The sequence below is a fragment of the Aeromonas sp. 600479 genome (genome assembly GCF_049175515.1).
Classification (GTDB): domain Bacteria; phylum Pseudomonadota; class Gammaproteobacteria; order Enterobacterales; family Aeromonadaceae; genus Aeromonas; species Aeromonas veronii_A.
In genome coordinates, this window is sequence record NZ_JAAKVF010000006.1 from 123995 (window position 1) to 148794 (window position 24800).

General features: G+C 61.1%; 26 protein-coding genes. 17 read left to right on the plus strand and 9 right to left on the minus strand.

Annotated elements, in window-relative coordinates; genetic code table 11:
• Positions 1–24 precede the first annotated feature (24 nt).
• Positions 25–666: a class I SAM-dependent methyltransferase gene (locus G5149_RS09145; RefSeq protein WP_201946281.1), complete on the minus strand. Its 642-nt coding sequence runs from the start codon at positions 664–666 to the stop codon at positions 25–27.
• Positions 667–810: 144 nt separating this feature from the next.
• Between G5149_RS09145 and G5149_RS09150 the strand changes: the two genes are divergently transcribed.
• The 7 genes from G5149_RS09150 to G5149_RS09180 all read left to right on the plus strand — a co-directional run bounded on the left by G5149_RS09150 (position 811) and on the right by G5149_RS09180 (position 7388).
• Positions 811–1485 carry a thermostable hemolysin gene (locus G5149_RS09150; protein ID WP_421212298.1) on the plus strand — a complete coding sequence of 225 codons (675 nt, stop codon included), beginning with the start codon at positions 811–813 and terminating at the stop codon, positions 1483–1485.
• Positions 1482–2948, plus strand: a complete 1467-nt coding sequence (locus tag G5149_RS09155) for an AMP-dependent synthetase/ligase (RefSeq protein ID WP_421212299.1) — start codon at positions 1482–1484, stop codon at positions 2946–2948. The genes G5149_RS09150 and G5149_RS09155 overlap by 4 nt, the downstream gene beginning before the upstream one ends.
• Positions 2945–3598: a TenA family transcriptional regulator gene (locus tag G5149_RS09160; protein ID WP_202001792.1), complete on the plus strand. Its 654-nt coding sequence runs from the start codon at positions 2945–2947 to the stop codon at positions 3596–3598. Before G5149_RS09155 ends, G5149_RS09160 begins: the two co-directional genes overlap by 4 nt.
• A 34-nt stretch (positions 3599–3632) precedes the next feature.
• Entirely contained in the window at positions 3633–4502 is an 870-nt protein-coding gene (locus G5149_RS09165; RefSeq protein ID WP_421212300.1) for an SDR family oxidoreductase, read from the plus strand.
• A gap of 1 nt (position 4503) precedes the next feature.
• Positions 4504–5136 (plus strand): tetratricopeptide repeat protein, encoded by a 633-nt coding sequence (locus G5149_RS09170; protein ID WP_337072446.1) that lies wholly within the window; start codon positions 4504–4506, stop codon positions 5134–5136.
• 132 nt (positions 5137–5268) lie between these two features.
• On the plus strand, positions 5269–5955 hold the full coding sequence (locus G5149_RS09175) for a response regulator (RefSeq protein WP_005348007.1): 687 nt from the start codon (positions 5269–5271) through the stop codon (positions 5953–5955).
• Positions 5952–7388, plus strand: coding sequence for an ATP-binding protein (locus G5149_RS09180; RefSeq protein WP_421212301.1), 1437 nt, complete (start codon positions 5952–5954; stop codon positions 7386–7388). The genes G5149_RS09175 and G5149_RS09180 overlap by 4 nt, the downstream gene beginning before the upstream one ends.
• A 37-nt stretch (positions 7389–7425) precedes the next feature.
• On the opposite strand, the gene G5149_RS09185 is transcribed toward G5149_RS09180, so the two are convergent.
• Entirely contained in the window at positions 7426–7920 is a 495-nt protein-coding gene (locus G5149_RS09185; protein WP_421212302.1) for an ATP-dependent zinc protease, read from the minus strand.
• 381 nt (positions 7921–8301) lie between these two features.
• On the opposite strand from G5149_RS09185, the gene G5149_RS09190 reads away from it, so the two are divergent.
• From G5149_RS09190 to G5149_RS09210, 5 genes are all read left to right on the plus strand, one after another.
• Positions 8302–9345 (plus strand): GMP reductase, encoded by a 1044-nt coding sequence (locus G5149_RS09190; protein WP_005348017.1) that lies wholly within the window; start codon positions 8302–8304, stop codon positions 9343–9345.
• A 94-nt stretch (positions 9346–9439) separates the two neighbouring features.
• On the plus strand, positions 9440–10636 hold the full coding sequence (earP, locus tag G5149_RS09195; RefSeq protein ID WP_216961267.1) for an elongation factor P maturation arginine rhamnosyltransferase EarP: 1197 nt from the start codon (positions 9440–9442) through the stop codon (positions 10634–10636).
• A gap of 45 nt (positions 10637–10681) precedes the next feature.
• Positions 10682–11248 carry an elongation factor P gene (efp, locus tag G5149_RS09200; RefSeq protein WP_005362323.1) on the plus strand — a complete coding sequence of 189 codons (567 nt, stop codon included), beginning with the start codon at positions 10682–10684 and terminating at the stop codon, positions 11246–11248.
• Positions 11249–11382: 134 nt separating this feature from the next.
• Complete coding sequence (locus G5149_RS09205) at positions 11383–12147, plus strand: DUF3530 family protein (RefSeq protein ID WP_421212303.1); 765 nt, start codon at positions 11383–11385, stop codon at positions 12145–12147.
• Positions 12148–12291: 144 nt separating this feature from the next.
• Positions 12292–13248: a D-2-hydroxyacid dehydrogenase gene (locus G5149_RS09210; protein ID WP_421212304.1), complete on the plus strand. Its 957-nt coding sequence runs from the start codon at positions 12292–12294 to the stop codon at positions 13246–13248.
• A gap of 84 nt (positions 13249–13332) precedes the next feature.
• Here G5149_RS09210 and G5149_RS09215 read toward each other — a convergent pair whose 3' ends face one another.
• The gene (locus G5149_RS09215) at positions 13333–13815 is read right to left on the minus strand and encodes a YMGG-like glycine zipper-containing protein (protein ID WP_421212305.1); all 483 of its coding nucleotides are present in this window, start codon (positions 13813–13815) and stop codon (positions 13333–13335) included.
• Positions 13816–14083: 268 nt separating this feature from the next.
• Positions 14084–15025, minus strand: coding sequence for a LysR family transcriptional regulator (locus G5149_RS09220; protein ID WP_421212306.1), 942 nt, complete (start codon positions 15023–15025; stop codon positions 14084–14086).
• 135 nt (positions 15026–15160) lie between these two features.
• Between G5149_RS09220 and G5149_RS09225 the strand changes: the two genes are divergently transcribed.
• From G5149_RS09225 to G5149_RS09240, 4 genes are all read left to right on the plus strand, one after another.
• Entirely contained in the window at positions 15161–16960 is a 1800-nt protein-coding gene (locus G5149_RS09225; protein ID WP_421212307.1) for an adenine deaminase, read from the plus strand.
• Positions 16961–16976: 16 nt separating this feature from the next.
• On the plus strand, positions 16977–17894 hold the full coding sequence (rihC, locus tag G5149_RS09230) for a ribonucleoside hydrolase RihC (protein WP_421212308.1): 918 nt from the start codon (positions 16977–16979) through the stop codon (positions 17892–17894).
• Positions 17895–17948: 54 nt separating this feature from the next.
• Entirely contained in the window at positions 17949–19310 is a 1362-nt protein-coding gene (dcuC, locus tag G5149_RS09235) for a C4-dicarboxylate transporter DcuC (RefSeq protein ID WP_421212309.1), read from the plus strand.
• Positions 19311–19494: 184 nt separating this feature from the next.
• On the plus strand, positions 19495–20097 hold the full coding sequence (locus G5149_RS09240; RefSeq protein ID WP_421212310.1) for a nitroreductase family protein: 603 nt from the start codon (positions 19495–19497) through the stop codon (positions 20095–20097).
• Between the two features lie 113 nt (positions 20098–20210).
• Here G5149_RS09240 and G5149_RS09245 read toward each other — a convergent pair whose 3' ends face one another.
• Both G5149_RS09245 and G5149_RS09250 read right to left on the minus strand, forming a co-directional pair.
• Positions 20211–20861 (minus strand): HAD-IA family hydrolase, encoded by a 651-nt coding sequence (locus G5149_RS09245; RefSeq protein WP_421212311.1) that lies wholly within the window; start codon positions 20859–20861, stop codon positions 20211–20213.
• A gap of 32 nt (positions 20862–20893) precedes the next feature.
• Entirely contained in the window at positions 20894–21139 is a 246-nt protein-coding gene (locus tag G5149_RS09250) for a hypothetical protein (RefSeq protein WP_005348031.1), read from the minus strand.
• Positions 21140–21253: 114 nt separating this feature from the next.
• Between G5149_RS09250 and G5149_RS09255 the strand changes: the two genes are divergently transcribed.
• Positions 21254–22201 (plus strand): LysR substrate-binding domain-containing protein, encoded by a 948-nt coding sequence (locus G5149_RS09255; protein ID WP_421212312.1) that lies wholly within the window; start codon positions 21254–21256, stop codon positions 22199–22201.
• 21 nt (positions 22202–22222) lie between these two features.
• Here the strand turns inward: G5149_RS09255 and G5149_RS09260 are convergent, their stop codons facing one another.
• The 3 genes from G5149_RS09260 to G5149_RS09270 form a co-directional block, all read right to left on the minus strand.
• Positions 22223–23161, minus strand: a complete 939-nt coding sequence (locus G5149_RS09260) for a diguanylate cyclase (protein WP_421212313.1) — start codon at positions 23159–23161, stop codon at positions 22223–22225.
• Between the two features lie 198 nt (positions 23162–23359).
• Positions 23360–24067, minus strand: coding sequence for an excalibur calcium-binding domain-containing protein (locus G5149_RS09265; protein ID WP_421212333.1), 708 nt, complete (start codon positions 24065–24067; stop codon positions 23360–23362).
• A gap of 132 nt (positions 24068–24199) precedes the next feature.
• The gene (locus G5149_RS09270; protein WP_216978186.1) at positions 24200–24766 is read right to left on the minus strand and encodes a cysteine hydrolase family protein; all 567 of its coding nucleotides are present in this window, start codon (positions 24764–24766) and stop codon (positions 24200–24202) included.
• Positions 24767–24800 lie beyond the last annotated feature (34 nt).

The window sequence follows — 24800 nt, forward strand, 5'->3', positions numbered from 1 at the left end:
CATGATCAAATGAATACACCCAGTTCAAGGTTTGGTGATAACCGCCACATCGGTGTGGGGGAAGCTGAGCTCGGCCTGCCAGCTGGCGGCCTGCACCTGAAATGATGCCTCGGAAAAGAAGACGATGTGGGTCGGGTCGTGGCGATAGCGCCAGTTTTTAAACCGCTCGTCACCGAGTACCCGCTGGGTCTGCAGCACCAGCACACCGCCCGGCTTGAGGCAATCCCACAGTTTGTTCAGCACGGCACGCGGCTCGGCGATATGCTCGATCACCTCGGTACTGGTGATGAAGTCGTACTGGCGCGTCAGCAACTCGGGAAAATCGGCGTAGAACTTGTCATACCCCGCCATCTGGTAACCCGCCTCGCGCCCCATCGCCACCAGCGCTGGGCCTGGGCCACAGCCAAAATCGAGGCCGCAGGCAGGAGTCGGCACCCGGCTCAACACCTCGCCAAATGCCCGCATCAGAAAGGTGCGATAACGGGGATCATCCACCCGGTTGTCGTGACTGTCATAAACCGCCTTCTCGGCAGTCTCATCCAGATGATCCGCCTCATCCAGCCAGACCAGCTCGCACGCGAGGCAGCGATGATAGCGCTTGCCTGCCACCGGCAGGGGATAACTGCGATGACTGGCACACAGGGGGCAGCAGACGTTGGATGACATGACGGTTCCTCTTGGGTGCTTCCTGTTGGATAACAGCGGCGCAGATTGCCTGCCCGCTGCCTCGCTGACAACTTTTTTTGCTCCTTAAGGGTTTCTTAAGTTTGCCCTTTTACTCTCAAACCATCGCAAGAGAAGGAGTCACCCATGACCATTGAGATCCAAGCACCCTACCGGTTGATCCTGGCCGAGTCCCCGCAGCAGGTCATGGCGCTGCAAACCTATATCCAGGCCGCCTACACCCGTGAGTTCAATGCCCGTATTCCCCATTTTCTCCCCTGCCTGCTGGGTCTCTATCGGGCAGACGGGACGCTGGTCGGTGCCTGTGGTCTCAATCATGCCAGTGAGGGGACTCTCTATCTGGAACAGTATCTGGAGCAACCCATCGAGGCGGCCATCAACACCCGCCTCGGGGTCTATCCGGCACGCCACCGCATTATCGAAGTGGGCAATCTGGCCTGCAGCGAACCGGGCAATGCCCGCCTGATGTTTGCGGCCCTGTGTCGTCTGCTGTGTGAAAACGCCCTCGACTACGTGGTCTTTACCGGCACCGCCAAGCTGCGCAACAGCTTTGCCCGCCTGCAACTCAACCCGGTGGAGCTGGCCCCCGCCCAGGCCCATCAGGTGGGGGCCGACGCCGATGCCTGGGGTGAGTACTACCGTTGCCAACCCAAGGTGATGGTGGGCGACATCAATCAGGGGCGCGAGGTGCTGGCCCAGAGCAGCCTGCTGCTCAATCTGCTGGCCCCCATGCCGACCCTGTTTGACGATACCAGCAAGAGTAATGACAACCTGACCAATCAAAAAAGGTGCGCCCAATGAGCCTGTTCGACGCCATCGCCAAACATGCCCACGAGGATCCTCAGTCGCCTGCACTAGTGAGCAGCCAGCAGCGTCTCGATTATCAGACCCTGTGGCAACAGATCCAGCGTCTGGCCAGCCAACTGCAACAGCTCGACATCAATCGTCTGGCTCTGCAGCTGGACAACGGCCTGCCCTGGGCGCTGCTGGATCTCGCCTGCACCCGTGCCGGTATCGTGGTCATCCCGGTGCCCCACTTCTTCAGTCAGGCCCAGCAGGCCTGGTTGCTGGAGAGCAGCGGCGCCGATGCGCTGGTGGGCCCACATCATCAGGGGTGGCATGCCGCCGAGCCGCTCTCGCTGATCACCGGAGAGCTGCCGCTCTGGCGCCACACACCAGCCAATCGACCGGCGCTGCCCAAAGGCACCGCCAAGATCACCTACACCTCCGGCACTACGGGCCAGCCTAAGGGCGTCTGCCTGTCACTGAGCCAGATGATGGCGGTGAGCCATGCGCTGGCTGAGCGGGTCGCGCTAGCCAAGGTGGAAAAACACCTGACCCTGCTGCCGCTGGCGACCCTGCTTGAGAACATCACCGGCCTCTATGTGCCGCTGCTGACCGGCGCTTGCAGTCGCATTCCGTCCCTCGGCGAACTCGGCTTCACCGGCTCCAGCTCGCTCAATCCAGCCATGCTGGGGGAGGCCCTGCTGCGCTGGCCGACCCACAGTCTGGTGCTGGTGCCCGAACTGCTGCGCTTGCTGCTGGCGCTCTGCACCAGCACCCCAGTGCTGGCCCAGCAGCTCAAGAGTCTGCGCTTTATTGCCGTCGGTGGCGGCAAGGTGGCTCCCGACCAGATCAAACACGCCCGCCAGCTCGGCCTGCCGGTGTATGAGGGATATGGCCTCTCGGAGTGCGGCTCCGTGGTGGCACTCAACAGTCCGGATGCTGACAAGCCCGGCAGCGTGGGGCGTCCACTGCCCCACTGTCAGGTCTCCATTGCCACCGATGGCGAAATTATGGTGAGCGGCAGCGCCATGCTGGGCTATCTCGGCAGCAACGAACTGACTCCCGAACAGATTGCCACTGGCGATCTGGGTCATCTGGACGATGAGGGCTACCTCCATATCACCGGGCGCAAGAAGAATGTCCAGATCACCGCCTTTGGCCGCAACTTCTCACCCGAGTGGGTGGAGGCCGAAGCACAGCTTTGCCCCGCCATCGCCCGCATCGTGGTGTTTGGCGATGGTCAACCCGCCAACGTGGCGCTGATCCAACCCCTGCCGGGCAAAGAGGCGGATCTGCCACGCCAGATCGCAGGTCTGAACCAGCGGCTGCCCGATTATGCCCGGCTGCACCACTGGTTGCCGGTGGCACTCGACCAGCATCCCGGCCTGCTGACCGCCAACGGGCGCCCACGTCGCAACGAGATTTACCAACACTTTTCCCGGCAAATCAGCCAATGCCTTACAGGAGAATCGTCATGAGCTTCTATCAGACTCTGCAACAAGCAACTGCAAGTGAGCGTGAGCATCTGTTCAACGCCCCCATTATCGAAGCCTGCCGCCGTGGCGACATCAGCCGTGACACCTATCTCGCCTTTCTGGCGCAGGCCTACTACCACGTGCGCCACACGGTCCCGCTGCTGATGGCAACCGGCGGCAAGCTGGGTCAGGAGTACGAGTGGGTGCGCGGCGCCATTGCCGAATACATCGACGAGGAGTATGGCCATCAGGAGTGGATCCTCAATGACATCCGCGCCTGTGGCGGTGATGCCGAGGCAGTGCGCCACGGCCAACCGGGGCTGCCCATCGAGCTGATGGTGGCCTTTCTCTACGACCAGATCCAGCGCGGCAACCCCATGGGTTTCTTCGGCATGGTACAGGTGCTGGAAGGCACCAGCGTGGCCATCGCCCTCACCGTCGCCGACCAGCTGAAAAAGGGCCTCGGCCTGCCACCCCAGGCGATGAGCTACCTGAGCTCCCACGGCGCCCTGGATCAGGAGCACCTCAAGTTCTTTGAATCCCTGATGGATCGGGTCGAGAGCCCGGCGGATCAAGCAGCCATCATTCACGGGGCCAAGGTGGTTTATCGTCTCTATGGCGAGATGCTCTACAACCTCACCGCCACTGTATAAGTTGGCAGCAGACAGCAAAAAGGGAACCCACACCATGAACCTTGAAGGGAAACTCGTGCTGCTCACCGGCGCCAGCGGTGGCATAGGTGAAGAGCTCGCGCAGGAGTTGGCGGCCCAGGGGGCCCACCTGCTGCTGCATGGTCGCCGTGCTCCTGTGCTGGAACGGCAGTGCAAGTCACTGCCGCATCCCGAGCGCCATCAGGTGGTGCTCGCCGACCTCGGCTCTGCACAGGAGCGAGCCAAGCTGCTGCAACACCCGGCGCTGGAGAATGGACTCGACATCCTGATCAACAACGCTGGCTGCAACCAGTTTGCCTGGCTGGAAGATCAGAGCTTTGAGCAGGTGGAGCGCCAGCTGCTGCTCAATATCGAGGCGCCAATCCAGCTCACCCGCGCCCTGCTGCCCAGATTGCGCAAGCCGGGGATCATCATGAACATGGGGTCGAGCCTGGGCAGCATTGGCTACCCCGGTTACAGCGTCTACTGCGCCAGCAAATTTGCCCTGCGCGGCTTTAGCGAGGCGCTGGGACGGGAGCTGGAGGGGAGCGGCGTCAAGGTGCTGCACTTTGCTCCGCGCGCCACCCGCACCAAGCTCAATTCCGAGGCCGCCTACGAGATGAATGCAGCGCTCGGCACCCAGACTGACAGCCCGCAAGAGGTAGCCGAAGAGGCCATCATCGCCCTGTGCAACGAGACCCGCCGCAGCTGGCTCGGCTGGCCGGAAAAACTGTTCGTACGACTCAATGCCCTGCTGCCCGGCATCGTCGACAAGGCGTTGGCCAGACAGCTGCCGATCATCAAGCGTTATGCCCGACATCTTCAGCCAGGGACGACTGATGTATGCGCCAACAGTGCGCCGCAACCAGACTTTTCTCGCCCGATCCCGACCAAGAAGGAGCATTAATATGAACTTTGTCCGTCAATCAGTGACCGCTTGTGCCATCGCCATCCTGCTGGGCTCCACCTCGGTCATGGCCGCGGATGATGCTCTCGCGCCCATCCAGCAGCAGTGGGCAGTTTGCCAGTATCAACAGACCGGCAAAGCGAAAGAGAGTTGCCTCGAGACCCTGAGCACCCGGGCCGAAACGGCCAGCGCCAAGGAGCCTTTTCGCGCCGATCTGCTGATCTGGTCTGCCATCGTCAAGAGCACCTGGGCGGGGGCCAAAGGGGGGCTGGGGGCACTGGGACTGGTGAAAGAGGCCAAAGCCAAGCTGGAGCTGGCGCTCAAGCAAGACCCCAAGGCGCTGGACGGCTCTGCCTACACCAGTCTGGGCTCTCTCTACTATCAGGTACCCGGCTGGCCGGTCGGCTTCGGTGATGACGAGAAGGCGGAGCAACTGCTCAAGCAGGCGCTGGCCATCAATCCGGATGGCATCGACCCCAACTTCTTCTATGGCGACTTCCTGCTGGATCAGGGGCGCAAGGCCGAGGCCAAAACCTACCTCGACAAGGCGCTGGCCGCCCCGGCCCGCCCGGGCCGGGAAGTGGCCGACGAAGGGCGCAGAATGGAGATCCGCGAACGGCTGGCAAAGCTATAAACCCCTGATGGATCAAAGATCTATTTAAACTCTGCCCACCAGCTTGCATACTGGTGGGCAGCGTTCTTTATGCCACGGTCAACCTTGGCGACTGAACCACATCGCCACAGCCGACAAAAAAGGGAGAAAAGAATGCGGATCCTGCTGGTAGAAGATGATGTGATGCTGGGTGACGGTATGCAGGATGCCCTGCGCCATAGCGGCTACACGGTGGATTGGCTGCAACAGGGCTTGCCCGCTCTGGCTGCCCTCAAAAGTGACGAGTTCGCCGCCCTGATCCTCGATCTCAACCTGCCCGACATCGACGGCCTCAGCCTGCTGCGCAAACTGCGCCGGGAAGGCCACCAGCTGCCGGTGCTGATCCTCACCGCCCGCGATGCGCTGGATGATAGGGTGATCGGCCTTGATGCCGGCTCCGACGACTACATGGTCAAACCCTTCGCCCTGCAGGAACTCAACGCCCGTCTGCGCGCCCTGGTACGCCGAAGCAAGGGGCAGGCCCAGGCAGTACTGGAGTATGGCGATATTCTCATCTATCCCGAATCCCAGCAGGTCACCTATCAGGGGGAGGCGGTCAAACTCACCCCCCACGAATACAAGCTGCTGCAGGAGCTGATCAGCCAGAGCGGCCGGGTACTTAGTCGAGATCAGCTGCAACAGAGCCTCTATGGCTGGGATGAAGGTGCCGAGAGCAACGCGGTGGAGGTGCATATCCACCATCTGCGCAAGAAGTTCTACAGCGACCTCATCCGCAATATTCGTGGAGTCGGCTACATCATTCCCCAGCTCGAACAACCAAGCCGGACATCAGCACGATGAAACGTCCCCGCTCCATTCGCCGCTTTCTGCTCACCGGCATCCTGACGCTGGTGAGCCTGAGTCTCACCATCAGTGCCTTTATCGGCTACATGGAGGCGAGCCACGAGATGGAGGAGCTGTTTGATGCCCGCCTCGCCCAGTCAGCCCGTATCACCAACCAGCTGCTGGTCCGCTACCTGGCACAGCAGGGGCAACTGCCCGCCAACGGCACCGTCTATCAGGAGTGGGAGGCGCAAAATCCCGACGAGTGGCAAAAAGATCCCGGCCTCAACCTGACCGGCGAAGATCGGGAACTCACTCCCTACGGCCACGAGTTCGAACGTAACCTCTACTTCCAGCTCCTCGATGGAAAGGGCGGCCTGCTGCTGCGTGCCCCCAGCGCTCCGGCCCAGCCACTGGTTGAGCTGGCTCTCGGGTTCAACACGGTAGAGAAGGATGGACATCAGTGGCGCACCTTCACCCTCTACAACGAGCAGAAGCAGACCTGGCTGGTGGTGGCCGAGCGGGACGACGAGCGCAGCGAACTGGCCAGCAAGATGGCCACCCTTACCATGCTGCCGCTGCTGATCACCCTGCCGTTCCTGCTGGCCCTGCTCTGGTGGCTCATCACCCGCGGGCTGGCACCACTGCGCCAACTGGCACAGGCCATTAGCGAACGCCACCCCGCCAACCTGAGCCCACTCAGCCTCAAGATAAGCGCTCAGGAGTTGACCCCCCTCACCAACGAGATCAACCGCCTGATGCAGGCGCTGGCAGAGACCATAGAGCGGGAGAAGCAGTTCACCAACGAGGCGGCACACGAGCTACGCACCCCGCTGGCGGTGCTGCGGATCCACAGTGAAAATGCCCTGGCTGCCGAAGATGAAGAGAGCCGCCAGCAATCCTTGCACAAAATGCTGCAGGCACTCGACCGCAGCGATCGGCTGATCCGCCAACTGCTGACCCAGGCCCGTATCGACAACCAGCAGGGACTGGTACTGACCGAACTGGAGGTGGGACACCTGCTGCAAGGCACCCTCGCGACCCTGGCACCCATCGCGCTCAAGAAGGATCAGCAGCTGTCGCTGGAGTGTGAAGTGCCGCAGCTGGTGATGGGGCAGGCCACCCTGCTCGAGCTGCTGTTCAGCAACCTGATCGACAATGCGCTGCGCTATACCCAGCCGGAGGGCGAGATCAGGGTGCGAGTTCAGCGAGAGGGTAACCGGGTGAGGGTGGATGTGAGCGACAACGGCCCCGGCATCCCCACCAACGCCTTGAGCCGGCTGTGTGAACGCTTCTTTCGAGTCAATCCCCAGCAGGGGGATGGCGTGGGTCTCGGCATGGCCATCGTTTCACGTATCGCCCAGTTGCACGGCGCCGACCTCGATGTCCACAACCGACCGGAAGGAGGACTGGAGGTGAGTGTGCTGCTCCCGCAACCTCCGGCAAGATAAGCGATAAGCAAACAGCCCGCGATGCGGGCTGTTTTTTTCAATGACAATCTGGCTGCACGGTAAAGGTTCGACTGGCATCCACCGGGCCCAGCTCCGCCAGCAAGCGGCGGCCCAGCAGCACCGGATAGATCATCTTGCTGCGATCCCGCAGGGTAAACCACTCCTCATACACCTTGTCCCCCAGACAGATGGACATGGTCACCGTTGGCCGCTGCTCCATGCCGCCCGCCCCACGTACCGTCACGCTGCGCTCGACCCGCCTCTCGAACTGCTGCTTGACCAGTTTGCCGCTGTCGGCATCGGTCACCACCAGCATGAAGCGCACCCAGGGCTTGCCATCCCGTTTGAATCTGGTGATGGAGCGTGCATCGAGGGAAGAGGTGAGCGCCCCGGTGTCGAGCTTCATCTTTACCGCCACGCCGGTAGGCAAAATAAGCCCCTTCTCGATCCAGCCATAGGTGGTCGGGGTCTCAGCCAGCGCACTGCCACACAGTGCCAGCATCAGGGTGATCCCCACCATCATCTTGCCCATTTTACTGCCCTGCCTTGTCAATCCTGCGCCCAGATCTACCACAGTCCCATTGTGGGTCAATCCGATTTATTTCAGTTAGTTGGATAATATCTGGCGGGTCAGGAGAGAGACGACAAAGAGTGGCCGAACGGCGGCCCAAGCGAGCGGGAATATCGCAGGAGAGCAAGGCACCGAACGGTGCTGGATGAAACTGGTGGTTAACCTCAGGTTGTGACGCCAAAGGCTACCACAAGGATTTACAAATTATCAGTCTTGTTCTGAAGGGATTTTTGCCTACACTGTTGTAAACCGGAGGGCCTGAAAACCACCGGTTTTTTTGCGCCTGCCGAAAATTTGCCACTGCAAAAGTGACTTTCAACAAGGCTCAATAAGGAATTTGTAATGCGTATCGAAGAAGACTTGAAGCTCGGTTTCAAGGATGTCCTGTTCCGCCCCAAGCGCTCTACTCTCAAGAGCCGTTCCCAAGTAAGCCTGACCCGTCAGTTCACCTTCAAACACACTCAGACCCAATGGCAAGGCGTACCCGTTATCGCCGCCAACATGGATACCGTCGGCAGCTTCGCCATGGCGCGCACGCTGGCCGGTTTCGAGATGATGACCGCGGTACACAAGCACTACAGCCTTGAGCAGTGGCAAGCTTTCGTCAACGAGACCGACCCGGCGCTGCTGGGCCATGTGATGGTCTCCACCGGCACCTCGGCTGAAGATTTCGCCAAGACCCGCCAAATCCTCGCCATGTCCGAAGCGCTGCGCTTCATCTGTGTCGATGTGGCCAACGGCTACTCCGAACACTTCGTCGAGTTCGTGCGCAAAATTCGTGAAGCCTGCCCCAACCACGTCATTCTGGCGGGCAACGTGGTGACCGGCGAGATGGTCGAAGAGCTGATCCTCTCCGGCGCCGACATCGTCAAGGTCGGTATTGGCCCGGGCTCAGTCTGTACCACTCGCGTCAAGACCGGCGTCGGCTACCCTCAGCTCTCTGCCATCATCGAGTGTGCCGATGCGGCCCACGGCCTCGGCGGCCAGATCGTCGGTGACGGCGGCTGCACCTGCCCGGGCGACGTCGCCAAAGCCTTCGGCGGCGGCGCCGACTTCGTGATGCTGGGCGGCATGCTGGCAGCCCACGAGGAGTGCGGTGGCGAGATCGTCGATGTAGACGGTGAGCCTTTCATGAAGTTCTACGGCATGAGCTCCTCCAGCGCCATGGACAAGCACGCCGGTGGTGTCGCCGAATACCGCGCCTCCGAGGGTAAAACCGTGCTGCTGCCCTACCGCGGCCCGGTCGAGAACGCCGTGCGCGACATTCTGGGCGGCGTGCGCTCCACCTGTACCTACGTGGGCGCCAGCCAGCTGAAAGAGCTCACCAAACGCACCACCTTTATCCGGGTACGTGAGCAAGAGAACAACGTCTACGGCAAGGAGTAACCTGCCGCAGCGACCGTCACGCGCTGACGGTTAGAAGCCAGTCAACCGGTGTGCTACCCTGCGCACCGGTTTTTTGCATTTGGAACCCCGAGCCATGACCACTCCCCTGCCCCCGTTTGACTGGGATATCTTCTGTTGCGTCGTCGACAACTTCGGTGACATCGGCGTCACCTGGCGACTTGCCCGCCAGTTAAAGCGGGAGGGGAATATTGCGGCACATGGCAATGAGGTTCAGGTGCGGCTTTGGGTGGACGATCTGGAAAGTTTCGCCCGCATCTGCCCCAAGCTCGACCCAGCGCAGGATGGCCAGTGGGTCGATGGCATCTATATCCAGCACTGGCATGAGACCCTGCCGACCGACATGACCCCGGCCAGAGTGGTGATCGAGGCTTTTGCCTGCGAGCTGCCCAACCTCTTCATAGAGCTGATGGCGAGCCAACCCAGCCCCCCATGCTGGATCAATCTGGAGTACCTCTCGGCGGAGAGCTGGGTAGAGGATTGCCACGGCCTCGCCTCGCCCCAGCGGGTTGGCAATAAAAGCCTCAACAAATACTTCTTCTTCCCAGGCTTTACCGCTAAAACCGGCGGCCTTTTGTGCGAGCACGACCTCATCGCCGAACAGGAGCGGTGGCAGCAAGATGATGCGGGACTTACCGCCTACTGGGCCAGCCTCGGTTTGCCGCCCAGACAAGAGAACGAGCTGCGGGTCAGTCTCTTTACCTACGAGAGCGATGCACTGCAAAGCCTGGTCGAGAGCTGGTGCCAGAGCACCACGCCCGTCACCCTGCTGCTGCCGCTGGGGCGCTCGCTGCAAGATGTGCTGCGCGGCGCGAGCCTTGAAGATACCATCACCACCGCCAGGGCGGGGGATCTGCTCCACTCGGGCAACCTCACCATCAAGCTGCTGCCGATGACCGATCAGGCCGGTTACGATCGACTGCTGTGGAGCTGCGATCTCAATCTGGTGCGCGGGGAGGACTCCTTCGTGCGGGCCCAGTGGGCAGCACGTCCTTTCCTCTGGCACATCTACCAACAGGAGGAGGAGGCCCATCTGGTCAAGCTGGAGCAGTTCCTTGACCACTACTTATCCGATCTACCCGCCGAGTGCGGCCAATGGCTGCGCCGCTTTAATCTGGCTCTCAACCGTGGTGAAGATTGCCGCGAACTTTGGACCCAATGGCCACGATATAGCGCCATTTGGCAGCAACATGGGCGAAGCTGGTCACAGAAGTTGCTCCGGGATGGGGATCTCGTCACACGGTTGGTGAAATTTTTAGAAAGCCGTATATAATCTGGCAGTTTTTATCCGTCCGTTTCACGAACAGGAATTTTTTACATGAAAACCGCACAGGAAATCCGCGCTGGTAACGTAGTCATGATCGGCACCGAGCCGATGGTGGTTCAAAAGGCTGAATTCAACAAATCCGGCCGTAACTCCGCCGTGGTCAAAATGAAGCTGAAGGGCCTGCTGAACGGCAGCGCTACCGAGACCGTCTTCAAGGCCGACGACAAGCTGGACGTTGTTCAGCTGGAACGTAAAGAGTGCACCTACTCCTACTTCTCCGACCCCCTGTATGTCTTTATGGACACCGAGTACAACCAGTACGACGTAGAGAAAGACAACCTGGGTGACGTGCTGAACTACCTGGTAGACGGCATGGAAGACATCTGCGAAGTGACTTTCTACAACGAGAAAGCCATCTCCGTAGAACTGCCGACCACCATCGTGCGTGAAGTTGAGTACACCGAGCCGGCTGCCCGTGGCGACACCTCCGGTAAAGTGACCAAGCCTGCCCGTCTGAAAGGCACTACCTACGAGCTGGCTGTTGCCGCTTTCGTAGAGATCGGTGACAAGATCGAAATCGATACCCGCACCGGCGAATTCAAGCGTCGCGTCAACTAATTGACCGCTTTGAATTGATTACAAAAAAGCGAGCCACCGGCTCGCTTTTTTATTGCCTCCGAGTTGCCATCACACCGCCCGCCTTCAGAAAATCCCGCCGCCGCCGCTAACCCAGATAACCGGGGGAGCACACTATGGCCAGATTATCCTTATCACTGCTGTTATTGACCTTGCTGGCTGGCCATGGGGCAGAGGCGAGCGAGGTCGCCCCCCCCGTTGCCAAACCTATGCCCCTCGACCACTGGCAAGCCAGCGACTGGAAAGGGTTGCCCGATGCTACCCAGATCGACAAGCAGACGGTGCTGTTCGCCAAACACGACAGTGAAAACTATCTGGGGCTCGCCATTTTACTGCCCGACTGGCAGCGCAGCGGCCAACTCTGGCAACTGACTCGCGCCCTCAGCCGACTGGGCTTTGATACCCTGCTGCTGCTGCCCTCCCCCCAGCAGACCGAACTGGACCCAGCCGCCGAGAAAAAAGCGAAAAACAGCGATGAGTTTCGCAAGCAGTTTGCCGAGCGGATCAGCAAGCTGGCCGATGCCAAGCTGCAGGAGGGGGGCTTCAAGCTGATCCTGGCGCAAGGCACCGGCGCCGCCTGGACCGCCAACCTTATCGCCAGCGAACAGCTGCCCGCCCCCGATGCGCTGGTGCTGCTCGATGGCTTCTTCCCCGACCAGCAGAGCAACCAGATCCTCGCAAAAGAGATAGCGCAGGGCTCCATCCCTACTCTGGATCTCTATCAGGAGGATGGCGGCCGCTGGCCGCTGCTGGCGGCCGAGGCGCGCCAAACCGAGAGCCGGCGCAGCCACAAGCTCAACTATCGCCCCTACGCCCTGATGGAGCTGGAGGAGACCCCCACCCGCATTCAGGGCTGGCTCAACCATCTGGGCTGGCTCTAAACCGGCCGCTAGCGTGGCGCAATAAAGCGCGCAAGCTCACATCTGCCGGATAAAGCCCAGTCATGACACAGCGGCGAGCTGGCAATGACTGTATCCTGTTTGGCATCATGATCCCTCGACACCGGAAAAATGGCAGGAAGGACCATGCAGCAAATCGTATTTCTCGACAGCGATACCCTGGATGCGGGCATCACCCTGCGTCATCCCGACTTCCCCCACCACTGGCAGAGTTATCCCAGCACGGCCCCGGAACAGGTAGTCGAGCGGCTGAAAGATGCCAGTATTGCCATCATCAACAAAGTACGGATCGGCGCCGCCGAGCTGGCCCAGCTACCGGAGCTCAAACTCATAGCGCTCGCCGCCACCGGCAGCGACAACGTGGATCTGGAGGCGTGCCGCGCCGCCAACGTCGGGGTGTGCAATATCCGCAACTACTCGGGCCCCTCGGTGCCGGAACACGCCATGGCGCTGATGCTGGCCCTGTCGCGCAACCTCTTCTGCTGGCGCCAGTCGTTGCTGGAGGGGCGCTGGCAACAGAGCGGTCAGTTCTGCTTCTTCGACCACAACATCATGGATCTGCACGGCAAGCAGCTTGGCATCATCGGCAAGGGAACCCTCGGTCAGGCGCTCGGCGAGCGGGCCAAGGGAATGGGGATGACGGTGCGTTATGCACAGAGCCAGATCGGTGGCAGCCACGACGAAGATCGCCTGCCGCTCGACGAGCTGCTGCAAAGCTCGGATGTGATCAGCCTGCACTGCCCGCTCACCCCTTACACCCGCAACCTGATTGGCGAGCGGGAGCTGGGCTTGATGAAACCGGGCGCCCTGCTGATCAACGTCGGCCGTGGCGGTCTGGTGGATGAGGAGGCGCTGCTGCGGGCGCTGGCCAACGGCCGCCTCGGCGGTGCCGGTTTCGATGTGGCAAGCGTCGAACCGCCGCCCCCCGACCATCCCCTGATGAAGGCGCTGCAATACCCCCACTTCATCCTCACCCCACATGTGGCGTGGGCCAGCGAGGAGTCGATGCAGCGGCTGGCCGACCAGCTGATCGACAACATCAACGCCTTTGCCGCCGGTCGCCGCCAGCACCGGCTGGTGTGACTGCACGATCGAGTCACCACACAATGCACAACGGGGCCAACAGGCCCCGTTTTGCATCTTCCGCACTCACTCACTGCACACGCATCAATCGTCGTCATGCCATCTGTGTTTTTTATGCTTCTTGTGCTTTTTGTGGTGCTTGTGATGGTGATGATCATCGTCATCATCGTAATAACGATCCTGGCTCTTGTGGCCATCGCCGGTCTTGGCACCGATGGCTGAACCGCTCGCCCCGCCGACCCCGGCGCCGATCAGCTGACCGGTATCGCCACCGACACTCTTGCCGATGGCAGCACCGCCCAGCGCCCCCACCGCGCCGCCAAGGGCCGCTTCATTCTTGTTGCCCTTGTTGGCCGTCGCCGCACCACCAGCTGCGCCGCCAATGGCCGCACCAACCAGCGCACCGGTATCGCCCCCCAACTCCTTGCCGATCATGGTGCCCGCCACCCCGCCTGCGCCGCCACCGAGAATGGTATTGAGGGTCTCGGAGGCGTGCACGGTCGTACTGCCAGCGAGCAAGGCGCCCAACAGGGCCAGTGCGCGAAGCGCGCGCGAATTCATCTCCATGGGTACTCCTGTCAAACCTGATTAATTCCACCGGCACTATACAAAGCAGCGTGGCCAGCGCCAGATGGGAGGCAATCGCCACCTATGCTACTCAAGTCGCGCCAAATCAGGAATGCAGGCAGAGCCACCGATGCAACGAATTGAATCAGAAGGGGAAACCGGTGAAATATCAGAAGTGGAGGAGAGCAACCAAAGGCAGTTGCAACAACTTGCTCCTGTCAGAGTCAAGCGGCCATCGGACAGCTCCTGTCACCAGCCCTGCAGCCGGTTAGCGAGAGGAGGATGCGGCGTACTGCGCCATGATGACCTGACGCAGCAACGCGCGCCCCTCATCAATACGGGTTGAACGGGAGAGCCCCTTCGCCCACATCAGGGCCAGGGTGCGGCTCAGCACCGGTTCGTGCAACGCCACGACTTTGAGCTGGGGATCGCACTGGTGCGCGGCATAGAGCCCGGGCAGGATGGCAACCGCCAGCCCGGAACGCACGAGGCCGTAAAGCGTCTCGACATAATCTGTGGTGTATCTGGGTTTGAGCCCGGGCAGCTGGCTCTGGGCCAGTCCGTTGACCTGCCGGCTGACGTTGCCTCTGGCAAAGAGGGCGATGTCGCGGCGGGTCAGCGCCTGCCAGCTGATGGCCTCTTCCCCTGCCAGCGGATCCTGCCGGTTGATCACCGCCACCAGCGCATCGTCCAGCAGCGGCGTCACCTCCAGCGAATCGGGCAACTCGCCATCCAGCACGCCTATCCCCGCATCCAGAGACCCCTCGGCCAGCGCCTGCAGCAGACCGTCGTTGGTGTGATCCTGAAACTCGACCCGCAAGCCCGGGAACTGCTGCTGCAGACGGGCGGCCGCCAGCGGAAACATCAGGGTGCAGGCCGACGGGATCAGACCGATGCGCAGGGTGCCATCACCACCTTCTGCCATCACCTGCTGCATATCGGCAAAAGCGGCGTGGGCCACATTGAGCAGCCCCTTGGCGTGGGGCAGGATCGCCTCCCCCTGTTCGGTCAGGGTGACCGCCTGCGCGGTGCGGTGAAAAAGTTTGCCGCCGAGTACAGATTCAATCTGGCGCAGGGCACTACTCAGAGCAGGCTGGCTGATGGCCATCTGATTGGCCGTTTCGGTGAAGTGGCGCAGCTGGGCCAGGGTGACAAAATACTGGATCTGCTTGAGAGAGAGCGCAGGCAGACGGCGCCAAGGTTCGGACATGAAATCGACAACCGGAGAAAAACGTTTGCAGCAGCATAACCCTTTCTTATCCAGTTATAAATTCTTTGCGCTATGCACGGGCCAATCCCCTCCCTAAAGTGGGCCCATTATTCCCCTTGTCAGGCCATCTCCTTCATGTGTGAACAAGATGCATCCCTCAACTCGCGCCGCCGCGCCGTGCAGGCAGCCCTCGGCGAAGCACCCTTCGATCTGCTGCTGACCAACGCCAACTTGGTCGACATGGTGACTGGCGAGATCCGCCCCGTCGACGTGGGGCTGGTCGGCCCGCTGATCGCCAGCGTTCATCCGGTCGGCACCTTCCAGCAGGCACACGAGACCCACGACCTGGCTGGCGCCTATCTCTCGCCCGGTCTGATCGACAGCCATGTCCATGTGGAGAGCTCCCACCTGACACCGGAGCGCTACGCCGATGTGGTGGTCGCCCAGGGCACCACCACCATCTTCTGGGATCCCCACGAGCTGGCCAATGTGCTCGGGCTGGCGGGGGTGCGCTACGCCATCGACGCCAGCCGCAATCTGCCACTGCGGATCATCTGCGCCGCCCCCTCCAGCGTCCCCTCGACGCCGGGTCTCGAGATGTCTGGCGCCGACTTCCACGGCCCCGAGATGGCTACCATGCTGGAGTGGCCGGAGGTGGCGGGGATCGCCGAGGTGATGGACATGCAGGGGGTGCTGGGCGGCAGCGAACGGATGACCGGCATCCTGCACGCCGGTTTGCAGCGCAATGCCCTGATTGAGGGGCACGCCAGGGGCCTCAGTGGCAACCGGCTGCAAGCCTATCTGGCCGCCGGGGTAAGCTCGGATCACGAACTCACCTCGGCTGCCGATGCGCTGGAGAAGCTGCGGGCCGGGCTTACCCTGCAGCTGCGCGGCTCCCACCCCTATCTGCTGCCGGAGATCGTCGCGGCGCTGAAACAGCTGCCCCACCTCTCCTCCCAAATCACTCTCTGTACCGACGATGTGCCGCCCGACATGCTGCTGGAGAAGGGAGGCATGATTGCGCTGGTCAAACTGCTGGTTGAGCTGGGGCTGGCGGCGCCCGACGTGCTGCGGATGGCCACCCTCAACGCCGCCATCCGCCTGCAGCGCAACGATCTGGGGCTGGTTGCCGCTGGCCGCAACGCCGATCTGGTGGTGTTCGACAACCTCACCGACTTGAATCCGATCTTCGTTTATAGCAGCGGCCAGCGGGTCGCCCGCCATGGCGCCATTCTCACGCCCTCCGAGCCTGTCGCAGGTTGTCAGGTGCCGCGCGATACCATGCAGATCCCCCTGCGCACGCCGGAGGACTTTGTCATTCGGGTACCCGGGCTGACTGCGGGGCGTGCCCGCTTCAAGACCATCAAGGGGGCTCGCTTCACCCAGTGGAGTGAAACCGAGGTTGAGGTTCGGGATGGTCAGGTGATTGTGCCGGCAGGATTTAGCCTCATCTCGGTGCAACACCGCCATGGCCGCCATCAGGCGGGCACCCGGCTGGCGCTGCTGGAAGGGTGGGGCGAGCTGCAAGGGGCCATCGCCACCAGCTACTCCCACGACTCCCACAATCTGGTGGTGCTGGGGCGCGACCCGCAAGAGATGATGCTGGCCGCCAACACCCTGATCGCCAGCGGGGGCGGCATGGCGGTCGTTCAGCAAGGTGAGGTGCTGGCCCACGTTGCCATGCCCATCGCCGGCATGCTCTCCGACCTGGCGGCCAGCGAGCTGGCCGCCAGTTTCCACGCTCTGCGCGAAGTGAGCGGCAAGGTGGCGGAGTGGGAGCCCCCCTACCGGGTCTTCAAGGCCATCGAGGGAACCTGTCTCGCCTGCAATGCGGGGCCCCACCTGACCGACCTTGGTCTCACCGATGGCCTGACCCGCGAGATTGTCGACCCCTTCATCTGCTGCTGGCCCCACGATGCCAGCCAAGCCGATTAACACCGAGGAGAACAGCGTGAACCCTGTCGCGATTATTCTGGATACCGACCCCGGCATCGACGATGCCGTTGCCATCGCCGCCGCTCTCTTTCACCCCGGGATCGCGCTGACACTTGTCACCACGGTCGCCGGTAACGTAGAGGTCAGCAAGACCACACGCAACGCCCTGCGCCTGCTGCACTTTTTCAACAAACAGGTGCCGGTGGCACAAGGGGCCAGCCAGCCCCTCGTGCGCCCCCTCGACAATGCCAGCCATATCCACGGTCACTCCGGCCTCGATGGTTACGAGTTTGTCGAGCCCGGGCAACAACCGCTGCCAATGCATGCCGTAGAAGCCATGAAGGCCACCCTGCTCGCCAGCGAACAGGCCATGACCCTGGTGCCTATCGGGCCGTTGACCAATATCGCCCTGCTGCTCACCCTGCACCCAGAGTGCCGGGAGAAGATCGCGCGGATCGTGCTGATGGGAGGCTCGGCCAGTCGAGGCAACCACACCCCCAACGCCGAGTTCAACATCTACATAGATCCAGAGGCCGCTCACATCGTCTTCAGCAGCGGCCTGCCTATCGTGATGTGCGGGCTAGACGTCACCAGCCGGGCCACCCTGACTGGCGAGATGATAGCAGAGCTGCCCGCCCTCAACCGCACCGGTGCCATGCTTCACGCCCTGTTTGGCCACTATCGCGGTGGCAGCATGCAGACTGGGCTCAAGATGCACGATCTCTGCGCCATCGCCTATCTGGTGCGCCCTGACCTCTTTATCACCCGAGCCTGCCATGTGGCCATCGAAACCCGAGGTGAACACACTCTGGGCACTACCTCGGTGGATATCAACAACCGGCTCAAGCGGCCACCCAATGCCGAGGTGTGCCTCGATATCGACGTGCCCGGATTCAGAGCCTGGTGCATGGAGACCCTTGCCCGCGCCATCTGATCCCGAACCGCCAGCTTGCTGGTCAATTCACATCAAGAAGAGAGTGTTTGAAACATGCTGGAAATAATTGTCAGCACCCTGCTCCTGATCATCTGCGGCTATCTCATCGCCAAAAACTACGATGCCAAGATAGTGCTGTTTGGCGCCGGGTTACTACTGATGTTTGCCGCCGTCGGACTGGGCCACACCCTGCTGCCCGCCGCAGATAGCAGTGGCCTCAGCTGGCTCGATCCCTTCGTCCAGATCAAGCAGATCTTCATCAGCCAGATGGGCAATGTCGGTCTCACCATCATGGTGCTGTTCGGCTTCTCCAGTTACATGAGCCACATCGGCGCCAACGACGTCACCGTCATGCTGCTCACCCGCCCCTTGAGCCACATCCGCTCCCCCTACCTGCTGGTGCCGGTGATCTTCCTGCTGGGCAACCTGCTCTCGCTGGTGGTGCCCAGTGCCGCCAGCTTGGCAGTGTTACTGATGGCCACCCTCTATCCGGTGCTCAAGGCGTCGAACATGTCCTCCCTCACTGCCGGGGCCGTCATCGCCACCACTGCCACCATCATGCCCAGCCCGCTGGGGGCCGATAACGTGCTGGCCGCTGAGAAACTGGGGATCCCGCTGGTGGAGTATATCGTCTCCTACCACGCCCCCATCTCGCTGCCCACGCTGGCGTTGATGGCGGTGGTGCACTACTTCTGGCAGAAGGCGATGGACAAGCGCCAACAGGCACGCGGTGGACTGGAAGAGAAAGATGAATCGCTCGCCGTGCCCACTGGGTTGCCCCCCGCCTACTACGGCCTCTTCCCTGTGCTGCCGCTGGTGCTGGTACTGCTGTTTGGCGTCTGCTTCACCCACATCTCCCTCGGGCTGGTGGAGATTACCTTCGTCTGCCTGCTGCTCACTATCGGGGTGGAGCTGCTGCGCAAAGGCAATATCAAGGAGACCAGCAAGGAGTTCGCCATCTTCTTTACCGGTATGGGGACAGGTCTGGCTCAGGTAGTCTCGCTTATCGTGGCAGCCAGCATGCTGGTGGAGGGTCTGAAAGCTATTGGCATCATAGATACCCTGGTGGAGAGCGTGAAGCACATCGACGGGGTCGGCTCGATCCTGATGTTCTTCTTCTCCGGCACGGCGGCGCTGATCGGCTTTATCAGCGGCAGCGGGCTGGCGGTCTTCTACTCCTTTATCAACATCATTCCCGAGATTACCGAGAAAGTCGGGGTCAACAGTGTGTCAGTGGCCCTGCCGATGCAGCTCACCGCCAACCTGATCCGCTCCATGTCGCCGGTCGCCGCGGTGATCATCGTCATCGCCTCGATCACCGGCAGCAACCCCATCGAGATCATCAAGCGCACCTCGGTGCCCATCATCTCGGGCATCATCTGCTGCATGACCCTCTCCTACCTGCTGTTCAACTAAACCTACTCCGTCTACAGGCGATCAATCCGGTCGCCTGTAGACGGTTTTTTACCCTCGGTTGAAAGTGAACCCACTGCATGTAAACGCCCAGAAGATAATCGGGTGGTATAGTCTATAGCTTGAACAACAGGGGATGGCTGGCCACAAGGCTGGCGCCCGGTGACTATCAAGCAAAGGAGATGTTATGAGCAGTCCGTTTATCGAGCAGATCAAAGCACGTCGTACCATCTATGCCCTGGGTGACCAGGTGTCCCATACGCCGGAGCAGCTGACGGCCCTGATCCAGGATGCCATCAAGCACAGCCCCTCCTCCTTCAACTCCCAGAGCTCCCGCGCCGTCATCCTGTTTGGCGCCCAGCACCACAAGCTGTGGGATATCGTCAAAGCCGAGCTGAAAAAGATTGTGCCGCCGGAAGCCTATGCCCAGAGTGAGGCCAAGGTGGATGGCAGCTTCCGCGCAGGTTTTGGCACTGTGCTGTTCTTTGAAGACACCGACGTAATCAAGGATCTGCAGCAAAAATTCGCCCTCTATGCCGACAACTTCCCCATCTGGTCGGAACATGCCACCGGCATCGCCCAGTTTGCGGTCTGGACGACGCTGGCGCAGGAGCAAGTCGGCGCATCCCTGCAGCACTACAACCCGCTCATCGACGAGGCTGTTCGCAAGGAGTGGAACCTGCCCGCCAGCTGGCTACTGCGCGCCCAGATGCCCTTTGGCAGCATCAAGCAAGCGGCTGGCGACAAGACCTTTATCGACGACGCTACCCGTTTTCGCGTCTTCAAATAACGGTCAGATAGCAAAACGCCCCCGCAGTTCGGGGGCGTTTTTATTGCGACATCGGGTGCGGATGACGATGGTTCATACCGCAATATGCGGCCGCAACCCCTTATCTCCACCGCTCAGGCGGGCAGCGTCACCAGCAGGGATGTCTCTCCAAGTTCCACTTTCACCTCGCGCCAGTCGCGGATCACCGCAACCACTACCGGATTGAGCGGCGCATCGCCCCCCACCTGCACCACGGCACAGCCTGCGTGCAGGGCGCTCTCGATACCGGCCGGGGCATCCTCGAACACCAGACAACCAGCGGGCGAGACGCCAAGCCGTTCAGCCCCCAGCAGATAGGGCTCGGGATCGGGTTTGCCATGGACCACAGCTTCGGCCCCCACCAGCAGGTTGGGCAGCGGCAAACCGGCACAATGCAGGCGGTGACGGGCAACCCGCTCACTGGCGGAGGTCACGATGGCCCAGCGCAGTGGTGGCAAGCGGCGCAGCAACTCGCCACATCCGGCGATGGCATCGCCGCCAGTGTGCAGCATCTCCAGCTCGTCGAGGCGCGCCGCCTCCCGCTCCACATCCAGTTGCGGGGCCAGCGCCCGGATCACCTCCCGCGAGCGCATGCCGTGGCACATCGCCTGCACCGGCTCGGGGTCGAGCTGATGCTCACGACACCAGATCCGCCATACCTGCTCCACATCGTCGGTCGAGCAGACCAAGGTGCCATCCATATCGAGCAGCAGGGCGGCGACCGCCACGGTTTTTGTGCCGCTCATACAAACGCCCGGTTCGCAACTCATGCCGGTAATCATGCCGATACTCCCGCCAGCTCAGGTTCAGCTCCCTGCAGCGCATCGGCAAAAGCCTGCTGCTGGGCGGCACGTTCATAACAGGCGAGCGCCTGTTCGGCGCTGCCTGCCCAGACCTGCAGCGGGCCGACCACAAAACCCTGTTGCAGCAGGCTGGCAAGCAGCTCCCCCGTTTCAGGCGCGGCCAGCGGTTGGGCCAGCACCAAGGTGCCTTTCATCAAAAAGAGATAGCGTTGGGTAGACATGATATGACTCCTTGTTCCAGACCGGAGGGGACTCGACTCCCCTTCAGCGCCATTAGAACAGGGCGTTTAGATAATTTATAATGAGCAAATAGCCACCTTCGATAATCAAACGGAATGAAATTCGACCTCAAACAACTGCAGGCGTTCGTGATGCTGGCCGAGACCGCCAACTACCGGGAAGCGGCCAATCGCCTCTTCATTACCCAGCCCGCCCTCACCAAGCAGATCCAGGGATTGGAGCAGACCCTCGGCAGCACCCTGTTCAATCGCGGTCGTCACGGTGCCGAACTGACCGCTGTCGGCGCCCAGCTGTTGACCCAGGCAAGTGCGCTGGTCGAGCACGGGCGGGAGTTCGAGAGCCATGCCCTGGCGGTGGCGAGCGGGATTGCCGGTCGGCTCAAGATTGGCTTTGGTTTGTCGAGCTTTGCACTGGCACCCTCGCTGGTCGCCCGCTTCAAGCAGCAGGAGCCCGATGTGATGGTGCATCTGCAGGACATGCCCTCTGCCATCCAGCAGGAGCAGCTGCTCTCCGGCCAGCTCCAGCTTGGCTTTATGCGCCGCCCGCAGTTGCCGCAGCTACGCGAGCACAGGTTGCTGATTGATCGGTTGGTACTTGCGGTACCAACCCGGATGACCCAGCCAGATCCGGCTGCGTTTGATCTCCAGCAAGCCTTGACCAGCCAGCCGCTGCTGCAGATGGTGGGCCACCGCTGCCCCGGCCTCAGCCAGCAGATCGCCGGTTTTCTCGGCGCCAACCGGTTGACCGGGATGATCCAGGAGGCCGAGGATATCCAGACTCTGGTAGCGCTGGTGGCCGCCGGTATCGGCAACGCCATCCTGCCGCGCAGCGTCAGCTTTATTGCCGGTCCCGACGTGACCCTCTATCCCCTCTCTGGCCCCAATTCCGAGTGGGAGGTCAGCCTGGTATGGAATCCCCTGTTTGCCGACCCCATTCGCGACAACTTCGTCAAGCTGGTGGTCGCCACTCACCCCACGCCTATCTCGGCCACGCCCGGAACGCTAACCCCTGTAAAAACAAAAGCCCCCGCAACGGGGGCCTGACAACATGATGCCGGTGAATTGCTAGCAGCTGACGCTATGGCTGCGGTTTTTGCCCGACCCCTTGGCGATATAGAGCGCGGCATCGGCAGCGGCCAGCAGATCCCCTTCACTGGCGAGCGGCAGATCGCTGTTGCGTGTGGCAATGCCAATGCTGGCGCTAAGGCGGATCTCCTCCTTCACCACTATGCCGAGCTCATTGATGGCCTCGCGGATCATCTCCCCCAGTGTCAGCGCAGCCTCCCTGTCAGTATTGCCGAGGATCAGGGCAAACTCGTCCCCGCCAAAGCGACAGGGCAAATCCGCCGGGCGCTGGCAGAAGGATTGCAGAAGATGGCCCACCAGCTGGAGGGAGCCATCCCCCATCTGATGACCAAGATGGTCATTGCACGCCTTGAAGTTATCCAGATCCAGCATGATGAGGGAGAGCGGGGTATGTTCGCGCACGCTGCGGCGCCACTCGTTGTGCAGGAAGCTGTTGAACAACCGCCGGTTGGCCAGTCCGGTCAGGGGATCATGCTGGGAGAGGTTGGCGACTTCCAGTTCAAGCCGTTTGCGCTCAGTGATATTGATATGAGCAATGGCATAAAATTCGTCATCGACGCCGATCACTGGCGCCACCCTCATCATAAACCAGCGCTGGGTATCGGGGCTGTGGCAAGGGTACTCCAGATAGAACTTCTCCTGAACACGACGCAGCACCAGACGGATCCCCTCCACTGCGCTGCGCGCCAGCGGCTCGTCAGAGCTGTCACACACCCCGATGTAGTTAACCCCGAGCCAGTCATACCCTTGGGGCATGCCGTTTTGCTCGGCAAACAGATCCCAAGCGAGATTGGTGTAATGAATCACGCCATCCCGGTCTATCACCGATATCTGGTCTTCCAGCGAATCCAGCAGCGCAGCCAGATAATGAGCTCGCTCGGCGAAGTGACTTCGCGGCCTCTGTATATCATCCACCATGATGGCCATCCTGTGGCAAAAGTGGCGTATCGCCATCTATTAACTATTAAGTCAGCAGATAGAGTAAAGCACCCAATTTCCACTTGGCCAACTGAGACCAAATTTCATCATGCACACCATCCGGCAAGGTTTCAGGCCAATAACCCCGAACCAGATAGCAAAAGCACGTTATGAATGTATTTGACTGATAAGTAACATTTAATGCCCACACCACTGATCTTCACAGGGGATGCCATCGCCCTCTCCGTCCATTTTGGTGTTCGGGCAATGTTGCAAAAACCAAGTCGCCTCCTCGCAGGATGTCATCTGGGAACAATGCTGCCGGCCATCACACTGACGAATAAATGTGGTTGCCTGTGGCCTGCTGACCGTGGTGCTGGCCTCCTCCTGATTGAAAGAGGAGACCGGCAAGGGCGCAATCGACTCGGCCGAGAAGCGTGAGTAGATAGAAAAAAGGCCAGCGAGCACCAGCAGGGGAATAAGTTTGCCGCGCCAACTGCTCTTGCGGCGCCGATAGGGCTTACGTCGCTCTCTGGTCGCAGTGGATCGTGGCGGCTGGCTTGCCGCCCGCCATGATGGAGTTGCCGATGGTGTTGCTGACCTTGCTGCTGATGATGATGATGCAGAAAATGACGCGGCCGACAGCCCTGCATCAGCCAACGTGAGCGGGCGATCGGGGAAAAAAACCTGCAGCGCCCGCGGCTTGCCATCCTGACCAATGCCGATCAGATAAGTGACCCGCTCTCCCGGCTCGGGCAAGCGGCCATCAGATTGCAGCGCAGTGATATGCACAAAGAGCCCACCACGCACGCCATGAGATGCCTGCTCATCGCCATTTTGTTCCGGCGTAATAAATCCAAAGCCGCGCGCCTCGTTCCAGCTCGCGATCCGTCCCTGATAACGCATCTGTTCATCCCTGTTGTTATCCATGTGAGCACTCTCTTGCCCAATCATCATGTTGCCCAAAAGCACTGCGGCCCGACAGGGAGCAGCAAATTAAATCTCAAAACGGTGATCGGGCGCAGCCTGCGGTGGGCTTCAGGCCAGCTGGGCAACCTTGATGATCTCGGCGATGCGACCCAGCATCCGCAGCGAGGAGTGGTGTTCGGTGGCATCGGCGGCGGCGCAGGCATCCTCCAGAATGGTGATGGCGTAGTCCCTGTCATGGCCATCCCGTGCCGCCGCCTGAATGGCCCAGCTGGTGCTCACCCCGCATAGATAGAGGTGATTGATGTGGTTGGCCCGCAGCGCAGGCTCCAGCGCCGTGCCATAGAAGGGGCTCACTCTGGGCTTGACCAGCACCAGATCGCCGGGCTGCACATCCAGCTCCGGGTGAAAATCGGTGCCACTGTCAGCCAGGGAGAGCGCCCCCAGCTGGTTAGCTCGACCAAACATGGGAGACCCCTTGGGTTGCAGCTGATAGCCGTCGTCGAAGCCCACCTTGATCAGCACCACCAGCCAACCGTGGGCACGGGCATGGGCCAGCGCCTGATTGGCGTGGCCAATGGCATCCTGCTCCAGCACATGGGCCGCCGAGGCGGCGATGCGCCCGTCGGGATGGGCAATATCGTTGATAAAATCGATCACCAGCAGTGCCTTGTTCATCACCTTTGCTCCTTCGCAAATTCAGCCCGTGATA